Below are 17,622 nucleotides of genomic sequence, written 5' to 3'. Positions count from 1 at the left end.
CGGGTCTAGACCACCGTCAGCACGATCACGGTGCCCCGTGGGTGCCAGGAGCCGGCCTCGAGCGACTGGCTCCGCACGGTCCCGAAGTAGCCACCGAGGATGTTGTCGCGATCGACGTCGAAGCCGAGCTCGGTCAGCGTGGCCTCGGCCTGCTCGTACTGCTGGCCCACGACGTTCGGCACCTCGAACAGCTCCGGCCCCTTGGAGGTGACGAGCGTGACGAGATCGCCCCGGAGCGCCTCGCCGACCACGTCCTGGGTGATGACGCTGCCCTCGGGGATCTCGTCGGAGAACTGCTCGTCGCCGAGCTGGGGCACCGCACCGGCGTCCTCGAGGACCTCCACGGCCTCGTCCACGGGGCTGCCGACGACGTCGGGAACCGTGATCGGCTCCCGGCCCTGGGAGACCAGCAGCGTCACCTCGACGCCGTGATCGACCGTGCTCCCGGCCGCGGGCTCGGTGCCGACGACGAGGCCCGCCTCGACCTCCGGGTGCCAGTCGCGTTCCACGCCGATGGTGCCGTCCAGGCCCGCCTCCTGCAGCTCCTGCTGCGCGTCGGCCTCCGTGGCTCCCGCCACGTCGGGGATGCTGACGCGGAGCACGCCCTGCGAGACCAGGATCTCCACGGCACCACCCTTCTCCACCCGGTCGCCGGGTGCGGGGTCGGTGCTGATGACGTGCCCCAGCGGGACCGAGTCGGAGTAGTCCGTGGCGGTCGTCGGGTCCAGGCCGGCCTCGTCGAGGGTCGCCATCGCCGTCGATTCGGCCCGCCCGACGACGTCCGGCATCGTCGTGTAGGCGCCCGGCCCGATCGTGAGGTACCACCAGGCGCCACCGCCCGCGCTGGCGAGCAGGAAGAGCACGACCAGGATCAGCGCGACCGCGCGGCGGCGGCGCGTGCGACGGCGGCGGTTGCCGGCCGACGACTGCTGCTCCGCCTGTGCGTCGCGGTCGCGCACCGCACCGATCGGCAGCACGACGGTGCCGCCCGGTGGCGTCGTCGGCACGGCGGCGGTGTGGCCCTCGCGATCGACGTCGTCGGTCGCCTCGTTCGCGATCTCGGCCACCTCGGCGAGGCTGGGGTCGACGTCGGCGCGGACCGCGAGCACCTGGTCGTCGAACCCGGCGCGCATGGTGCGCAGCGCGGCGAGCGCGGCGTCGGCGGAGCGGGGCCGGTCGTCCGGGTCGTGCGCGGTCAGCGAGGCCACGTACTCGTCGACCTCGAACGGGAGCCAGGCGACATCCTCCGACGGCGGCGGGACCGTCTCGTGCACATGCTTGTACGCGACCTGGATCGGGGTCTCGCCCTCGAAAGGCTGGTGCCCCGTCAGCATCTCGTAGAGCATCACGCCGGCGGCGTAGACGTCGGCCCGGGCGTCGGCGGCGCCGGAGGTGACGATCTCGGGGGAGAGGTAGGCGACCGTCCCGAGCAGCGCGCCGGTCGAGGACATGGTCGCCTCGGTGACGGCGCGTGCCAACCCGAAGTCGGCGACCTTGATGGTGCCGTCGCGCGCGATCAGCACGTTCTCGGGCTTGACGTCGCGGTGGACGAGGCCGGCCCGGTGCGCCGCGGCGAGCGCGTCCAGCATCGACTCCATGACGGAGAGCGCCTCACCCAGCGACAGCGCGCCGCGCGAGGCCAGCCGCCGGCGCAGCGTGACGCCGTCGACGTACTCCATCGTCAGGTAGGAGGTCTCACCCTCGGTGCCCTGGTCGAAGACGCCGACGACGCCCGGGTGCGAGAGTCGTGCCGCGGCCCTGGCCTCCCGGCGGAACCGCGCGACGACGTCGCTGCCGTCCGCCAGGTGCGGGTGCATCATCTTGAGCGCGACCTTGCGGTCCAGACGCCGGTCCTGGGCCAGGTACACGGTCGCCATGCCGCCCCGCGCGATCCGGGAGATGACCTCGTAGCGGCCGTCGACGATCGTGCCCAGCACGGGATCGGTCACGGTGGCGGCCACGTTCGCAGTGTAGGAGCGAGGAGCTGGACTAGGCCTGTTCAGGCATAGCGTGTCATCAGGGTCTGCACATTGGCGACGTAGCGGCGGGTGTCCGCGTACATGCCGTTGTTGGTGACCGAGCGCAGGCCCTGGTAGTACCCGGCGATCGCGGTAGGCAGGTCCGGTGCGGTGCGGGTCAGGTAGCGCAGGATCGCCACACCGGCGACCGCGTTGTCGTGCGGGTCCAGCAGATCGAGGTCGCGCCCGACGAGGTCGGAGGCCCACTCGCCCGAGGTGGGGATGACCTGCATCGCGCCGATCGCGTTGGCGGGGGAGACCGCCGCGGGGTCGAAGCCGGACTCCTGCTGGGCGACGGCGAGGGCCAGCGCCGGGTCGACGCCCATCTGCTGCGCCGTGGTGCGGATGAGGTCCTGCATCTGGGACCTGCTCGGCAGGTCGCTCGCCAGCAGCTCGTGCTTGTTCTGGTTGGCGGCCGACACGGTGGCGTCGGGGTAGGTGTAGTGCAGGAACGTGCTCGGCACCAGCTGGCCCTGGACCTTCAGCACCTGACCCGGGTAGATCACGCTCGAGCTCAGCGAGTTCAGCGCGGTGATCGCCGCGACCGTCGTGCCGTGCTTGCCCGCGATCCCGGACAGGGTGTCACCGGACTGCACCGTGTAGCTGGTCGCGCTCGAGGAGGCGGACGAGCTGGGTGCCGTGCCGGAGCTGGACGTGCTCGAGGACGTGCTCGCCGCCGCGGCGCCAGGGATCGTCAGCACCTGGCCGATGCGGATCAGAGCACGCGCGTTGAGACCGTTGGCGGCCACGATCGCGGCGACCGTGGTGTCGTGCCGCGCGGCGATCCCGGAGACGGTGTCGCCGGAACGCACCGTGTACTGGGCGCCCGTCGCGGGCGCAGCCGTCGTCGCAGCACCGGTCGTGGTGGTGGTGGTGGTCGCCGCTGCGCCGCCGGGCAGACGCAGCACCTGGCCGGGGTGGATCACGGTCGAGGTGAGCGAGTTGAGCGAGCTGACCTGCGCGACGGTGGTGCCGTGCGCGGCCGCGATGCCCGAGAGGGTGTCACCCGAGGCGACCGTGTAGGAGGTGGCGCCGGCCGGCGTCGAGCTCGACGTGCTGGGCGCGGCCGGCCCCGCGGCGCTGGTCGCTGCCGCCGCCGGGATGGTGAGGACCTGCCCGGCGTAGATCATCGCGCGACCGTTGAGGCTGTTCGCCCGGACGATCGCCGGGATCGTGGTGTCGAAGCGTGCGGCGATCGCGGAGACGGTGTCGCCGGGGCGCACGGTGTAGGTGGTCTGGTCACCGGGCTGCATCGGCACCGGCCCGCTGCGCTCGCTGGGGCGGTGGCCGGCGGCGGCGGGGGCCTCCGCAGCGGCGGGAGCGACGGCGCCGGCCAGGCCGACGGCGGTGACGACACCGATCGCGGAGAGGCCGGTGGCGACCTGGGTGGGCGTACGGGTGCGGCGGAGGGCCATCTCAGCTCCCGGGGTCGATGGAGGGGTGTGACACCAGTGTCTGATGCGACAAAAGGGATAGATGTGCAGTATCTGACCATAACAGAGTGGTCACAGCGGCGTGCTGCTCAGGCCCTACGCTTTCCCCATGACTGACGCAGTTCCGAGCACCGAGGAGCAGGACCCGCTCGAGAACATCGAGCTCTTGAGCATCCCGGAGGTGGCGCAGGCGCTCGGCGTCCGTGACCGCGAGGTGCGCGGCATGATCTCGGACAAGTCCGTGGTGGCGGTCCGCCGTGGCGGACGCGCGCCCACGATCCCCAGCGCCTTCGTCGTCGACGACCCGGAGACCGGGGGCAAGGGCATCGTCAGCGGTCTGCGCGGCAGCATCATCCAGCTCAGCGACGCCGGCTACGCGGACGAGGAGATCGTCGCGTGGCTGTTCCGGGACAACGAGGAGCTCGGCAGCACGCCCATCGAGGCGCTGGTCGGCCTCCGCACGCACGCGGTCCGTCGCGCCGCGCAGGTGCTGGCCTTCTGACCCGGGAGCGGATCAGGCGTCGCGCTTGATGGCCGCGCCGGCCAGCGCAGCGATGTAGTCGCGCTGCTCCTCGCCGAGACCGGTCGCGGCCAGCGCCGCAAGACCCGCCTGGTAGCGCTCCTCGATGAGCTCCTCGACGGCGGCCAGCGCACCCGAGTCGGTGAGGATCGCACGCACGCGCGCGATGTCGTCGGGGCCGAGGTCGGAACGACCGACCAGGGTGCGCAGCGTCGCGACGTCCCGCTCGCTCGCGAGCGTCATGGCGAGCGTGACGAGCACGGTGCGCTTGCCCTCGCGCAGGTCGTCGCCCGCGGGCTTGCCCGTGGTCGCCGGGTCACCGAAGACGCCGAGCACGTCGTCGCGCAGCTGGAACGCCTCGCCGATCGGCAGCCCCACGGCACGCAGGTGGGCGAGCATCGCGTCGTCGGCCCCGGCGAGCGCCGCACCGATCACGAGCGGGTGCTCCACCGAGTAGCGGGCGGACTTGGACCGGATCACGCGACGCGCCCGGTCCAGGTCGGTCGCCGGGTTGGTCGACCACGGGGCGGACTGGGCATAGCTGTCGAGGAACTGGCCGACGGTGACCTCGCCCATCATCTCCTCGACCAGGCGCCGGCCGCGTGCGCCGGCGTTCGCGTCGACCAGGCCGAGGGCGTCGTCGAGCTCGGACTGCGCGGCGACCAGCAGCAGGTCGCCGAGGAGGATCGCACCGGCCTCACCGAACCGGGTCGCGCCGCCGACGAGGCCGACCTCGTCGTGGTGCGCCGCGAACTGACGGTGCGCCGACGGGCGGCCGCGGCGCGTCAGCGACCCGTCCATGAGGTCGTCGTGCACGAGCGCGGCCACCTGGAACAGCTCGAGCCCGCTGCCCAGACGCACCTCGGCCGCCGCCAGGGCCTCGCCGCCCAGGCTGCGCCAGCCCGCGGAGGCGAAGGATGCCCGCAGCCGCTTGCCGTGCGCGAGCAGGTCGGCGCCGACGTCGAAGAAGACAGCCACCTCGGGGCCGACCGAGGCGAACGACCCGGCGAGCCGACGCCAGGATCCCAGCACCTCGGCGGTGACCGCCGGGCGCAGCACTGCGGCGGCCTCCTGCACATCGCCACAGTACCGGCGATCCACCCGAGGGTTGTCCACAGGTCCGGCCCGATGCCGCTCTGTCCACAGCACCCCCAGGACCGCCCAGCAGGCAGGTGCCGAGAGGGGCTGAACTCTGTCGATGGACATCGAACCGATCACCCTCAAGCTCAACCGTCCCGAGGACCTCCTCGCCTATCTGCCCTACCGGTTCGGGTACGTCCCGACCGAGTCGCTCGCTATGCTCACGGTGCTCCAGCCGGTACCGGGAGCCGTGGCGCCCGGGCTCGCCGCACGGCTCGACATCGCCGACCTCGCGACCCCTGGTGCCCTTCCCGGCGCGGCGTCGGGCATCGCGGCCCAGATGGCGCAGGACCCCACGGTGGCCGCGCTGACCGTCCTCTACACCGACGAGCCGCTCCAGGACGTGCGCGCCGGCCGCGGCACCGCCGGGAGGGTGCTGCAGGAGTGGTTGGAGGTGATGCCCCTGACGCACCGCACGGAGTCGTTCGTGGTGTCCACCGGCGCCTTCGCGTGCCTGGAGTGCGCGAGCGAACCGTGCTGCCCCGAGGCGGGCCATCCGATCACCAGGCTGAGCGAGACCGCGATCGCCGCACGGATGGTGCTGGCAGGGGAGGCCCTGGCGCCCAGCCGTGAGGCGCTCGGCTGCTCGCGCGAGGTCGATGCGCACCGGCTGGCCGTCGCCACCCACGCGGCGGACCGCGAGCGGCGTGCCATGCGCAACAGGCCACCGGAGCGCCAGAGCCGATGGCGCCGCAGGATGCTTGACCTCTACGGGGTGGCGCTCGCCGAGGCGGGCACGCTCCGCGGTCCCTGGTGGCCGGATGCCACCGTCCCGGGTCGCCTCGGCGTCGCGCTGGCCGATCCCCACCTGCGCGACGCGATCCTCGCCTGGACCGTCACCGGCGAACGCGGGCGGCCCGGCTCACCGGAGGTGATGAGGACCTTCGAGGACATGGTCACCGGCGATCTCGAACCGCCGGGGCCCGCCCACGTGCAGGCGTGCCGCGTGGTGCTCGGCGAGATCGTCCGGCACGCGGCGCCGGGACGTGCGGGCTACGCTCTCGCGATCCGCGGCTGGCTCGCCTGGTGGTGCGGCGAGGGTGCACGAGCCGAGGTGCTGGTGCGCCAGTGCCTCGAGGACCACCCGGGCTGCACGCTGGGTCAGCTTCTCGAGGACGCGCTCGCCGGTGGGGTCCGGCCCGCCTGGGCACGGCCGCACTCGTGCGTCACGCCGGGAGGGTTCTGACGCGCTACTCTCGGCGCAACGCCCATCGAGCGTGGATGGAGGTGCGTGGTGCCGGTCGTTGCTGGGTTCGTCCCCACACCCGAGGGCAGGGCGGCTCTCGACTCGGCGATCGAGGAGGCCACCCGACGGGGTACGCGTCTCGTCGTCGTCGTGCACGCCGCCCGAGGGTCCGAGGCAGGCGCCATCGAGGCCGCCGTCGAAGAGGCGAGGTCGACGCTCGAGAGCACCGACGTCGTCCACGAGGTCCGTCACGTCGAGCGCGGCAAGGACGTCGCCGACGACCTCGTCGAGATCGCCGAGGACCTCGGCGCCGAGCTGATCGTGATCGGGCTCCGACGGCGTTCGCCCGTGGGCAAGCTGATCCTGGGCTCCAACGCCCAGCGCATCCTGCTGGACGCGACATGCCCCGTCCTGGCTGTGAAGCCGGCACGCACGGCATGACCGAGGAGCTGACCACCCCGCTGCACGCCGAGCACGTGGCTGCCGGTGCCACCCTGACGAGCTTCGCGGGCTGGCAGATGCCGCTGCGGTATGCCGGCGATCTCGCCGAGCACCACGCGGTCCGCACCGCTGCGGGCCTCTTCGACCTGTCCCACATGGCGCAGATCGAGGTGAGCGGCCCCGGTGCCGGAGCAGCGCTCGACGGCGCACTGGTGAGCGTGCCGTCCCAGCTCGCCGACGGCCGTGCCCGCTACACCGTGATCGTCGCCGAGGACGGCGGGATCATCGACGACCTGATCGTCTACCGGCTCAGCGCCGAGGACTACCTCGTGATCGCCAACGCCGCGAACCGGGTGAGCGTCCTCGACCAGCTCGCCCTGCGCAGCCAGGGGCAGCCGTGCGCGGTCGTCGATCGCACGCCGCACCGAGCCCTGATCGCCGTCCAGGGGCCGCGCGCCGCCGAGATCCTGGCGCCGCTCGTGGACGTCGACCTCACGATGCTGCGGTACTACGCGAGCGTCCAGGGGCGCATCGACGGCGTTCCCGCCCTGGTCGCGCGCACCGGGTACACCGGCGAGGACGGCTTCGAGCTCGCCGTGCCTGCCGAGGGCGCGGCCGGTCTGTGGCGGTTGCTCCTCGGCGCGGGTGAGGCCGCCGGGCTGGTGCCTGCCGGGCTCGCCGCCCGCGACACCCTCCGGCTCGAGGCCGGGATGCCGTTGTACGGGCAGGAGCTGACGCGGGCGACGACCCCGTACGAGGTGGGCCTGGACCGCCTCGTCAAGCTCGACCACGACTTCGTCGGCCGCGACGCGCTCGCGGCGCGCGCCGCCGCGCGCTCCGGCACGCACCTGATCGGTCTGGTCGGGTCCGGTCGCCGCGCGGCTCGTGCCGGATCGACGGTGCTCAGCGGCAGCGGGGGAGAGGGCGCGGCCGAGATCGGGGTGGTCACCTCCGGTGTGCTCTCCCCGACGCTCGGTCACCCGATCGCGCTGGCACGCGTGGACGTGCCCACCGCCGCAGGTGAGCAGCTCGACGTCGACGTGCGGGGCACCCGCCAGCCGATGACCGTCACCGAACTACCCTTCTACCGACGCCCGGCATGACTCCGGGTGGACCTCCAGCACGGAAGACGCATCTGACATGAGCATCCCCAGCGACCGCCAGTACACCGCCGAGCACGAGTGGGTGGTGCTCGCTGCAGGGACCGCCACGATCGGTGTCACCGCCTACGCGACCGACGCCCTCGGCGACGTCGTCTATCTCGACCTCCCCGCCGTCGGCACCGAGGTCGTCGCCGGCCAGGCCTGCGGCGAGATCGAGTCGACCAAGTCGGTCAGCGACCTCTACTCGCCGGTGACCGGCACGGTCTCCAGCATCAACGAGGCGGCCGTCGAGACGCCCGAGGTCGTCAACACCGACCCCTACGGCGAGGGATGGCTGTTCGCCGTGACCGTCGAGGCGGAGGGACCGCTGCTCGACGCCGAGGCCTACACCGCGCTCACCCAGGGCTGAGGCATGGCGGGCCAGTTCGTCCACCGGCACATCGGGATCGACCAGGCGGCGCGCGAGCACATGCTCGGCGTGCTCGGGCACCGTGACGTCGAAGAGCTGATCACGACGGCGATTCCCGCCGGCATCATCACCGAGCAGGTCGACCTGCCGGCCGCCGAGAGCGAGGTCGAGGTCCTCGCCGAGCTGCGGGCGATCGCGTCCCGCAACACGGTCCGCACCTCGATGATCGGGCAGGGGTACTACGACACCGTCACGCCGTCGGTGATCCAGCGCAACGTGCTCGAGAACCCCGCCTGGTACACGGCGTACACCCCGTACCAGCCCGAGATCTCCCAGGGCCGCCTCGAGGCGCTGCTCAACTTCCAGACGATGGTCATCGACCTCACCGGGACCGCTGTGGCCGGTTCGTCGATGCTCGACGAGGCCACCGCGGTGGCCGAGGCGATGCTGCTGGCGCACCGGGTCAACAAGCGCGGCAGCCGCTTTCTCGTCGACGCGGACACGCTGGCCGCCACCAAGGCCGTCCTCGAGACGCGCGCTGTGCCGCTCGGGATCGAGCTGACCGAGATCGACGTCCAGGGCCCGGTCGCGCCCGACGCGTTCGAGGGCGCTGTGGGCGTGCTGCTGTCCTACCCGGCCGCCAGCGGGGCGGTGCACCCGCGCGCGTCGCTGGACCGCTGGGTCGCCGCGGCGCACGAGGCCGGCGCGCTCGTGGTGGTCGCCGCCGATCTGCTGGCGCTGACGATCCTGGAGGCACCGGGCAGCTGGGGCGCCGACGTGGTCGCCGGCACGAGCCAGCGGTTCGGCGTGCCGATGGGTTTCGGTGGCCCGCACGCGGGCTACCTCGCCGTCCGCGAGGGGCTCCAGCGGCAGCTGCCCGGGCGGCTGGTCGGGGTCTCGAAGGACGCCGACGGCGGGCAGGCGCTGCGGCTCGCGCTGCAGACCCGCGAGCAGCACATCCGCCGCGAGAAGGCGACATCGAACATCTGCACCGCCCAGGTGCTGCTCGCGGTGATGGCGTCGATGTACGCCGTCTACCACGGCCCCGAAGGGCTGCGAGCGATCGCTGAACGGGTGCACGGGCACGCCCGTTCGCTCGCCGCGGGGCTGCAGGAGCTGGGCCTGATGCCCACGTCGGAGGTGTTCTTCGACACCGTCACGGTGCGGGCACCGGCCGCCGATGCGATCGTCGCGGCGGCGCTGCGCCGCAACATCACCCTCTGGCGCGGCAGCGAGGACCTCGTCAGCATCGCCGCCGACGAGCTGACGAGCACCGCGACCGTGCGTGACGTGCTGGCGGCGGTGGCGGAGGCGCTGGGGGCGAGCGCGCCGGAGCCGGCGGCGCAGGAGCGGGGCATCCCGGCGGACCTGTCCCGCTCCACGTCCTACCTGACCCACCCGGTGTTCAGCGCCCACAGGTCGGAGACGCAGCTGATGCGTTACCTGCGGCGTCTCGCCGACTCCGACTACGCCCTCGACCGCGGCATGATCCCGCTGGGTTCCTGCACGATGAAGCTCAACGCCGCGACCGAGATGGCCGCGGTCACGTGGCCCGAGCTGTCCCGGATCCATCCGTTCGCGCCCGCCGAGGACGTCGCCGGTTACCTCGAGCTGATCGAGCAGCTGCAGGGCTGGCTCGCCGCGCTCACCGGCTACGCCGCGGTCAGCGTGCAGCCGAACGCCGGCTCGCAGGGCGAGCTGGCCGGGCTGCTCGCGATCCGCGGCTACCACCAGGGCCGCGGCGATCTCGAGCGTGACGTCTGCCTCGTCCCCGCCTCCGCGCACGGCACCAACGCTGCGTCCGCGGTGCTCGCCGGGCTGCGCGTGGCCGTGGTGGCGACCGCGCCCACCGGCGACATCGACCTCGAGGACCTGCGCCGGGTGCTCGCCGAGCACGAGGGTCGGGTGGCCGCCATCATGGTGACCTACCCCTCGACGCACGGCGTGTACGAGCACGGGATCGGCGAGCTGTGCGAGCTGGTGCACGCGGCGGGCGGCCAGGTCTACATCGACGGCGCGAACCTCAACGCCCTCGTGGGCGTGGCCGGGCCTGGAGCCTTCGGTGGCGACGTCTCGCACCTCAACCTGCACAAGACGTTCTGCATCCCGCACGGCGGTGGCGGGCCCGGCGTCGGGCCGGTCGCGGTCGCCGAGCACCTGGCGCCGTACCTGCCCGGGCACCCGCTCACCCCCGGCGGTGGGCGTACGGAGGGCGCGGTGAGCGCCGCACCGTTCGGGTCGCCGTCGATCCTCCCGATCAGCTGGGCCTACATCCGCCTGATGGGCAGCGAAGGGCTGCGGTCGGCGACCGCGCACGCGGTGCTGTCCGCCAACTACGTGGCCGCACGTCTCGAGGACGCCTATCCGGTGCTCTACCGCGGCGACGGTGACCTGGTCGCGCACGAGTGCATCCTCGACCTGCGCCCGCTCACCGCCCGCTCGGGCATCACGGTCGAGGACGTCGCGAAGCGCCTGATCGACTACGGCTTCCACGCACCCACGATGAGCTTCCCCGTGGCCGGCACGCTGATGGTCGAGCCCACCGAGTCCGAGGACCTCAGGGAGCTGGACCGGTTCGTCGACGCGATGCTGGCGATCCGCGACGAGGCCCAGAAGGTGGCCGACGGCGAGTGGCCCCGCGAGGACAACCCGCTCGTGAACGCCCCGCACACCGCCGCGAGCCTGGTGGCGGACTGGGACCACCCGTACGAGCGCCGGGAGGCCGTCTTCCCGATCGCAGGCATGGAGACCGGCAAGTACTGGCCGCCCGTCCGACGCGTCGACGGGGCCTTCGGAGACCGCCACCTGGTGTGCTCGTGCCCACCGGTCGAGGACTACGCCTGAGCCCGTGGAACAAAGCAGCACGGGCCTCGCGTTTATAATGGTGAACGCACGCGACTCACAAGTCGCCAGTCCGCCGCTAACGCCCCAGCGCCGCCCGTCTCGGGACACCTGTCCCGGGGTCGAGTTCGTCGTGCCCGCCGTGAAGAAGAAGGTTTCCCTCCGCCATGCCTGACGACGCCACTGTCGTGACCGAGACCGCCGAGAAGAAGACGACCCGGAGCCGTACCAACGGCGCCGCGAAGACCGCTGCCGCGAAGCCGGCGCGCAAGACCGCCGCCGCGACCAAGGCTGCGCCGTCGTCCACCGCCACCAAGACCGCTGCGGCGAAGACGCCCGCACGGTCGAAGGCGGCCACCGCCAAGACGAGCCGCGCCCCCAAGGGCGGCAAGGACGACGCCGAGGTGGCCGACGCCGCCGTCGACGTCGAGGTGATCGAGATCGACGAGGAGTCGGACGAGGCCACCCCTGCCGTCAAGGGCAAGGAGGACGAGCCCGAGTCCGCGGGGTTCGTCTACTCCGACTCCGACGACGACGACGCCCCCGCGCAGCAGGTCGTCACCGCCGGCGCCACCGCCGACCCGGTCAAGGACTACCTCAAGCAGATCGGCAAGGTCGCGCTGCTGAACGCCGAGCAGGAGGTCGAGCTCGCCAAGCGCATCGAGGCCGGCCTGTTCGCCGAGGAGAAGCTGAACGACCCCGCGAACAAGTTCGAGGGCAAGGTCCGCCGCGAGATGGAGTGGATCGCCCAGGACGGCCGTCGCGCCAAGAACCACCTGCTCGAGGCCAACCTGCGTCTGGTCGTCTCGCTCGCCAAGCGGTACACCGGCCGCGGGATGCTGTTCCTGGACCTGATCCAGGAGGGCAACCTCGGTCTGATCCGCGCCGTCGAGAAGTTCGACTACACCAAGGGCTACAAGTTCTCCACGTACGCGACCTGGTGGATCCGGCAGGCGATCACCCGCGCCATGGCCGACCAGGCCCGCACCATCCGCATACCGGTGCACATGGTCGAGGTCATCAACAAGCTCGCCCGCGTGCAGCGCCAGATGCTCCAGGACCTGGGCCGCGAGCCCACCCCGGAGGAGCTGGCCAAGGAGCTGGACATGACCCCGGAGAAGGTGGTCGAGGTCCAGAAGTACGGCCGCGAGCCGATCTCTCTCGCCACCCCGCTGGGCGAGGACGGCGACTCCGAGTTCGGCGACCTCATCGAGGACTCCGAGGCGATCGTGCCCGCCGACGCGGTCTCGTTCACGCTGCTGCAGGAGCAGCTGCACTCGGTGCTCGACACGTTGTCCGAGCGTGAGGCCGGCGTGGTGCAGATGCGCTTCGGGCTCACCGACGGTCAGCCCAAGACCCTCGACGAGATCGGCAAGGTCTACGGCGTCACGCGCGAGCGGATCCGCCAGATCGAGTCCAAGACGATGAGCAAGCTCCGTCACCCCAGCCGCAGCCAGGTGCTGCGCGACTACCTGGACTGACGCACGCCAGCACCACGAACGGCCCGACACCCGCGAGGGAGTCGGGCCGTTCGCCGTCTCCGTGAGCGCGCGACCGATACCGTGACGACCACGGCGAGCAGAGGAGCGGCGTGATGTCGGTCGAAGAGATCCTGACCGTGGTGCTGATGGGGGCGCTGGTCCTGGGTGGCTATCGGCTGATCAGGCGTGCGGTGCGGCTCGGCACGCGTGACGCGTTGCGCGAGAACGCCCGCGACGTCACGACCGGGGCTGCTGCGTCGCCGCCCGCCGCGGCCGTCGGGAACCCTTCGAGGTCCGACGGCGAGTGATCGTCTGGATCAACGGAGCGTTCGGCGGCGGCAAGACCCACACCGCCTACGAGCTGGTGCGCCGCACCGAGCGGACCGTGCTCGTCGACCCGGAGATCGCTGGTTTCGGGCTGCAGCGCACGCTGCCGGCGGGGCTGCGGTGCGACTTCCAGGACATCGCTGCCTGGCGGGCGGGTGTCGTCGAGATCCTCGACCGCGTGGAGCGGTCGGAGAAGCACATCGCCTCCGTGGTGCCGATGACCCTCGTGGAGCCCGCCTACCTCGAGGAGATCCACGGCGGTCTGCGCGCGCTGGGTCACGACGTCCGGCACATCGCGCTCGTCGCGTCACCCGAGACGCTGCGGCGGCGCCTGCGCGGGCGGCTCGAGGGGTTGAGCGGGCGGGAGAGCTGGGCGATGCAGCAGATCGGCCGGTGCGTGAGCGCACTGTCGGACATGGACGCGCACCGCGTGGACAACGACCGGGTGGGGTTGGACGCCGTCGTCGAACACGTCGCGCAGCACGCGGGGCTGCCGCTGACGAAGCCACCACTGCCCGCCTGGCGAGGGCAGCTCCGCCGGCTCAGGGTCGCCGCCGCGGTGATTCGGTGACGGGTTCGCTGGTCCGCTGATCCGCTGGTCCGCTGATCCGACCGGCTCGGGCCTTGACCGGCAGCCGGGAGTCGTCCAGCGCCCACGAGATCGGACTGTGGGCTCGAGATCGCACTCCCGGGGGTGCGATCTCGCACCGGGGGTCCGATCTCGTGCGCGGGCACGGGAGAGCGGGGCGACCCGCAGCGGTGGCCGGGCAGCAGGAGCTGGGCAGTGGGCGTGGCCGGGCAGCAGGAGCTGGGCAGTGGGCGTGGCTGGGCAGCGGGAAGGGGCCGGCCGGGCAGGCGGAGCAGATCAGCCCCGAGCAGACCAGCCCGAGCAGACCAGGGGCGCACTCCTCGGCAGCGAGCCCGGGCCCGGCCGTGCGGAAGCCCGGTAGCAGCAGACGACCCGGCCCCCAGGAAGGGGAGCCGGGTCGTCGCGTGCGGTGTGCTGCGGTCTGCGACCGGGCCGCTCAGCGAGCGGCGGTCGGTGAGGCGTCGGCGTGGAGCCGCTCGGTCTCGTCGTGGATGTGCGCCGCCACGGGCTCGAGAGCGCTGCCGTGCTTGCGCGCGTGGTGAGCGCAGAAGTTCAGCTCGCCACCGGAGGCCAGCTCAACTCGCACGTAGGCCTGCGCACCGCAGGCGTCGCACCTGTCGTTGGCGGTCAGGGACGGGGTCACCTGTTCAGGGGTCATTGTGCTCACGTTGATATGTAACCACCCGGCACCGACCTCCCTTCCGCAGCACGCGCCGATTCCGCTGACCGCGTACAGGCATGGGGGCAGGAATATCCACCTGCTGCGTGCCGGAACGCACCGTTGTCAGCGCAGCGACTTACCATGCTGAGGTGCCGTCGACCTCCGCCTCCAAGCAACGCCCGGACAGCTACACCGCCCGCCACCTCTCCGTGCTGGAGGGGCTCGAGGCGGTCCGCAAGCGCCCCGGCATGTACATCGGGTCGACCGACTCCCGCGGCCTCATGCACTGCCTCTGGGAGATCATCGACAACTCGGTCGACGAGGCCCTGGAGGGCCACGGTGACCGCATCGAGGTCGTGCTGCACCCGGACTCCTCGGTCGAGGTCCGTGACCAGGCGCGAGGGATCCCGGTCGACAACACCGCGGCCGGCCTCTCCGGCGTCGAGGTCGTCTTCACCAAGCTCCACGCCGGTGGCAAGTTCGGCGGCGGCTCCTACGCGGCCTCGGGTGGTCTGCACGGCGTCGGGGCGTCGGTCGTCAACGCCCTCTCGGCTCGCCTCGACGTCGAGGTCGACCGCGGTGGCAAGACCTACGCCATGTCGTTCCACCGTGGTGAGCCGGGCGTCTTCGACGACACCGCGGGCCGCTCGCCAGACTCCCCGTTCGAGGCGTTCACCGACCACTCCGAGCTGCGCGTGGTCGGCAAGGTCGCCCGCGGCCGCACCGGCACGAGGATCCGCTACTGGGCGGACCCCCAGATCTTCCCCACTTCTTCGGCGTTCTCCTACGACGAGCTGGTCACGCGCGCCCGGCAGACCTCGTTCCTCGTGCCCGGCCTCACCCTGATCCTGCGCGACGAGCGCCGGCTGCCGGGCACCCCGGGCGAGAACGGCCCGGTCGAGGAGGTGTTCCGGCACGACGGCGGGATCGCCGACTTCGTGGACCACCTCGCCTCGGACGCCGCGGCCACCGACACCTGGATGCTGCGCGGCAGCGGCCGGTTCAACGAGACCGTGCAGTCTCTCGACGACAACGGTCACCTCCGTCCGCTGGACGTCGAGCGGACCTGCGAGGTCGAGGTCGCGGTGCGGTGGGGGTCCGGCTACGACACCGAGGTGCGCAGCTTTGTCAACATCATCGCCACACCCAAGGGCGGCACCCATCTGGCCGGCTTCGAGCAGGCCCTGCTCAAGGTGCTGCGCAAGCAGATCGACGACAACGCGCGGCGTCTGAAGATCTCGGCCAAGGATGGCAAGGAACGCATCGAGAAGGATGACGTGCTGGCGGGCCTGACCGCCGTCGTCACCGTCCGGGTCCCCGAGCCCCAGTTCGAGGGGCAGACCAAGGAGGTTCTCGGCACCGGACCGGTCCGGCAGATCGTCAGCAAGGTGGTCGAGACCGAGCTCACGAAGCTGCTCACCTCCTCCAGCCGGTCCGTGAAGACCCAGGTGGCGCTGCTGCTCGAGAAGGTCGTCGGCGAGATGCGTGCGCGGATCCAGGCACGCACCCAGAAGGAGATCTCGCGCCGCAAGACCGCGCTGGAGAGCTCCACGCTGCCGGCCAAGCTGGCCGACTGCCGCACGGACGATGTCAGCCGTTCCGAGCTGTTCATCGTCGAGGGCGACTCGGCGCTCGGCACCGCCAAGCTGGCGCGGTCCAGCGAGTTCCAGGCGCTGCTGCCGATCCGCGGCAAGATCCTCAACGTGCAGAAGGCCTCGCTGGCCGACATGCTCAAGAACGCCGAGTGCGCCTCGATCATCCAGGTCATCGGTGCGGGATCGGGGCGCAGCTTCGACCTCGATGCGGTGCGCTACGGCAAGATCGTGCTGATGACCGACGCCGATGTGGATGGCGCCCACATCCGCACGCTGCTGCTGACGCTGTTCTTCCGGTACATGCGCCCGCTCGTGGAGGCAGGTCGCGTGTTCGCGGCCGTGCCGCCGCTGCACCGGGTGGAGATCCCGGCGCACGGTCGTGCCAAGAACGAGCTGGTCTACACCTACTCCGAGCCCGAGCTCCAGAAGGTGCTCACGCGGCTCGAGCGCTCCAACCGCCGCTACAAGGAGCCGATCCAGCGCTACAAGGGCCTCGGCGAGATGGACGCAAGGCAGCTGGCGGAGACCACCATGGACCCGGGTCGCCGCACCCTGCGGAAGATCACGATGGCCGACGAGGCGGCGCTGCAGCACGCCGAGGCCGTGTTCGAGCTGCTGATGGGCAACGACGTGGCACCGCGCAAGGACTTCATCGTCGCCGGTGCCGAGCAGCTCGACCGGGGCCGCATCGACGCCTGATCCGCGGCCTGGACCGCGATCGGGTCACCTATGGGGCACACTGGATGCGGGCCGTGCGCCGGTCCGTACCCGGAGACCGCTCGCCGGTGCCCCCCGACACCTGGACCTCATGACACGCTCCCTGCCGCCGTTGCGCGAGCGCGTGGACCCGCCCGCCCGGCTGGACCCGCCGCCCGCTGAGCTCGGCCTGCACTGGCGCGGCATGGAGCTGGCCGACATGCCGGCGCTCCACGACCTGTTCCACCGCATCGAGGAGCACGACCAGACGCCCTACCGCACCGCGCTCGAGGAGACGCAGGAGCGGTACGTGGCCGAGTGGCACAGCGAGCCGCAGAACGTCCTCGGCGGCTTCGATCCGGACGGCACCTTGGTGGCCTTCGGCGCTGTCGCGCTCTCGCCCACCGACACCCGCACGCTGCGCGTGCACATCGAGGGCGGGGTCGACCCCGATCACCGCACCCGCGGCATCGGCTCGGCGGTGCTCGACTGGGAGCTCGGTCGTGCCCGGCAGCTGCTCGCGGAGTCCGACCGCGACGTGCCCGCCCGCCTGGTCGTGCACGTCGAGGACGACATGCCGGACTCGGTGCACATGCTGACCTCGCGCGGCTTCCGGGCCAGCCGGTACTACACCGAGCTGCGCCGCGACCTAAGCGTGCCGCTGCCCGAGGTCACGCTCAAGCGGCCGCTCGACCTGGTCCCGTGGTCCGGTGAGCTCGACGAGCAGGTCCGGCTCGCTCACAACGTCGCCTTCGCCGAGCACTGGGTCTCCGAGCCGCAGACGCAGGAGACCTGGACGCAGGGCCGCACCTACTTCGTGCCGGAGTGGAGCTTCATCGTCCTGGACCGCACCACGGACCGCGCCCAGGTGGTCGGCTACCTGCTCTCGAGCCGTTACGAGCAGGACTGGCCCTCGCTCGGGTGGAGCGAGGGATACATCGACCTGCTGGGCGTGCGACCGGACTGGCGTGGTCGCGGGATCGCGACGGCCCTGGTCGCGCGAGCGTTGCAGGCCTACGCCGAGTCCGGCATGCAGTACGCCTCGCTCGGTGTCGACACGCAGCGACCCGGCGTCGTGTTCGGGCTGTACAGCAAGCTGAAGTTCGAGCCCACCCGCGGCTCCACGATGTACACGATCGACCTCTGACCGCTCGTGGTGCGTTCGCCGAGAGCGAAGCAGGG

Annotated in this window: 15 protein-coding genes; 11 read left to right on the top strand and 4 right to left on the bottom strand. The window is 71.8% G+C overall.

Annotation, left to right across the window (positions count from 1 at the left end; translation table 11 throughout):
- Positions 1-5: 5 nt before the first annotated feature.
- Together pknB and GPA04_RS03685 are read right to left on the bottom strand one after the other, a co-directional pair.
- Positions 6-1,961, bottom strand: coding sequence for a Stk1 family PASTA domain-containing Ser/Thr kinase (pknB, locus tag GPA04_RS03690; protein WP_156222529.1), 1,956 nt, complete (start codon positions 1,959-1,961; stop codon positions 6-8).
- A 38-nt stretch (positions 1,962-1,999) separates the two neighbouring features.
- Positions 2,000-3,433: a LysM peptidoglycan-binding domain-containing protein gene (locus GPA04_RS03685; RefSeq protein WP_241680587.1), complete on the bottom strand. Its 1,434-nt coding sequence runs from the start codon at positions 3,431-3,433 to the stop codon at positions 2,000-2,002.
- Positions 3,434-3,560: 127 nt separating this feature from the next.
- Here GPA04_RS03685 and GPA04_RS03680 point away from each other — a divergent pair, with 127 nt between their 5' ends.
- Complete coding sequence (locus tag GPA04_RS03680) at positions 3,561-3,953, top strand: Rv2175c family DNA-binding protein (RefSeq protein WP_156222527.1); 393 nt, start codon at positions 3,561-3,563, stop codon at positions 3,951-3,953.
- Between the two features lie 12 nt (positions 3,954-3,965).
- On the opposite strand, the gene GPA04_RS03675 is transcribed toward GPA04_RS03680, so the two are convergent.
- Positions 3,966-5,048 (bottom strand): polyprenyl synthetase family protein, encoded by a 1,083-nt coding sequence (locus tag GPA04_RS03675; protein ID WP_241680586.1) that lies wholly within the window; start codon positions 5,046-5,048, stop codon positions 3,966-3,968.
- 121 nt (positions 5,049-5,169) lie between these two features.
- Here GPA04_RS03675 and GPA04_RS03670 point away from each other — a divergent pair, with 121 nt between their 5' ends.
- The 8 genes from GPA04_RS03670 (at position 5,170) to GPA04_RS03640 (ending at position 13,470) form a co-directional block, all read left to right on the top strand.
- Positions 5,170-6,297, top strand: a complete 1,128-nt coding sequence (locus GPA04_RS03670; protein ID WP_156222523.1) for a DUF4192 domain-containing protein — start codon at positions 5,170-5,172, stop codon at positions 6,295-6,297.
- Positions 6,298-6,345: 48 nt separating this feature from the next.
- Positions 6,346-6,738, top strand: coding sequence for a universal stress protein (locus GPA04_RS03665; RefSeq protein WP_156222521.1), 393 nt, complete (start codon positions 6,346-6,348; stop codon positions 6,736-6,738).
- A complete protein-coding gene (gene gcvT, locus GPA04_RS03660) occupies positions 6,735-7,841 on the top strand; it encodes a glycine cleavage system aminomethyltransferase GcvT (protein ID WP_156222519.1) in 1,107 nt (368 codons plus the stop codon). The genes GPA04_RS03665 and gcvT overlap by 4 nt, the downstream gene beginning before the upstream one ends.
- 37 nt (positions 7,842-7,878) lie before the next feature.
- Positions 7,879-8,250 carry a glycine cleavage system protein GcvH gene (gene gcvH / locus GPA04_RS21090; RefSeq protein WP_170299340.1) on the top strand — a complete coding sequence of 124 codons (372 nt, stop codon included), beginning with the start codon at positions 7,879-7,881 and terminating at the stop codon, positions 8,248-8,250.
- A 3-nt stretch (positions 8,251-8,253) separates the two neighbouring features.
- On the top strand, positions 8,254-11,094 hold the full coding sequence (gene gcvP, locus GPA04_RS03655; protein ID WP_170299339.1) for an aminomethyl-transferring glycine dehydrogenase: 2,841 nt from the start codon (positions 8,254-8,256) through the stop codon (positions 11,092-11,094).
- A gap of 164 nt (positions 11,095-11,258) precedes the next feature.
- Positions 11,259-12,572 (top strand): RNA polymerase sigma factor, encoded by a 1,314-nt coding sequence (locus GPA04_RS03650; RefSeq protein ID WP_156222517.1) that lies wholly within the window; start codon positions 11,259-11,261, stop codon positions 12,570-12,572.
- A gap of 113 nt (positions 12,573-12,685) precedes the next feature.
- Entirely contained in the window at positions 12,686-12,880 is a 195-nt protein-coding gene (locus GPA04_RS03645; protein ID WP_156222515.1) for a hypothetical protein, read from the top strand.
- Positions 12,877-13,470, top strand: coding sequence for an AAA family ATPase (locus tag GPA04_RS03640; protein ID WP_156222513.1), 594 nt, complete (start codon positions 12,877-12,879; stop codon positions 13,468-13,470). The genes GPA04_RS03645 and GPA04_RS03640 overlap by 4 nt, the downstream gene beginning before the upstream one ends.
- 454 nt (positions 13,471-13,924) lie before the next feature.
- On the opposite strand, the gene GPA04_RS03635 is transcribed toward GPA04_RS03640, so the two are convergent.
- Complete coding sequence (locus tag GPA04_RS03635; RefSeq protein ID WP_156222511.1) at positions 13,925-14,146, bottom strand: DUF7455 domain-containing protein; 222 nt, start codon at positions 14,144-14,146, stop codon at positions 13,925-13,927.
- A 152-nt stretch (positions 14,147-14,298) separates the two neighbouring features.
- On the opposite strand from GPA04_RS03635, the gene GPA04_RS03630 reads away from it, so the two are divergent.
- Complete coding sequence (locus GPA04_RS03630) at positions 14,299-16,443, top strand: DNA gyrase/topoisomerase IV subunit B (RefSeq protein ID WP_241680585.1); 2,145 nt, start codon at positions 14,299-14,301, stop codon at positions 16,441-16,443.
- Between the two features lie 109 nt (positions 16,444-16,552).
- Entirely contained in the window at positions 16,553-17,587 is a 1,035-nt protein-coding gene (locus tag GPA04_RS03625; protein ID WP_156222507.1) for a GNAT family N-acetyltransferase, read from the top strand.
- Positions 17,588-17,622 lie beyond the last annotated feature (35 nt).

It is taken from the genome of Pseudactinotalea suaedae (genome assembly GCF_009733815.1).
GTDB classification, from domain to species: Bacteria; Actinomycetota; Actinomycetes; order Actinomycetales; family Beutenbergiaceae; genus Pseudactinotalea; species Pseudactinotalea suaedae.
This window is presented reverse-complemented; position numbering and strand designations above follow the sequence as displayed.

Coding starts and splice junctions, on each gene's coding strand:
- gcvT (WP_156222519.1), top strand. CDS start 6,735: ATGACCGAGGAGCTGACCACCCCGCTGCACGCCGAGCACGTGGCTGCC.
- GPA04_RS03650 (WP_156222517.1), top strand. CDS start 11,259: ATGCCTGACGACGCCACTGTCGTGACCGAGACCGCCGAGAAGAAGACG.
- gcvP (WP_170299339.1), top strand. CDS start 8,254: ATGGCGGGCCAGTTCGTCCACCGGCACATCGGGATCGACCAGGCGGCG.
- gcvH (WP_170299340.1), top strand. CDS start 7,879: ATGAGCATCCCCAGCGACCGCCAGTACACCGCCGAGCACGAGTGGGTG.
- GPA04_RS03635 (WP_156222511.1), bottom strand. CDS start 14,146: ATGACCCCTGAACAGGTGACCCCGTCCCTGACCGCCAACGACAGGTGC.
- GPA04_RS03625 (WP_156222507.1), top strand. CDS start 16,553: ATGACACGCTCCCTGCCGCCGTTGCGCGAGCGCGTGGACCCGCCCGCC.
- GPA04_RS03680 (WP_156222527.1), top strand. CDS start 3,561: ATGACTGACGCAGTTCCGAGCACCGAGGAGCAGGACCCGCTCGAGAAC.
- GPA04_RS03645 (WP_156222515.1), top strand. CDS start 12,686: ATGTCGGTCGAAGAGATCCTGACCGTGGTGCTGATGGGGGCGCTGGTC.
- GPA04_RS03685 (WP_241680587.1), bottom strand. CDS start 3,433: ATGGCCCTCCGCCGCACCCGTACGCCCACCCAGGTCGCCACCGGCCTC.
- GPA04_RS03670 (WP_156222523.1), top strand. CDS start 5,170: ATGGACATCGAACCGATCACCCTCAAGCTCAACCGTCCCGAGGACCTC.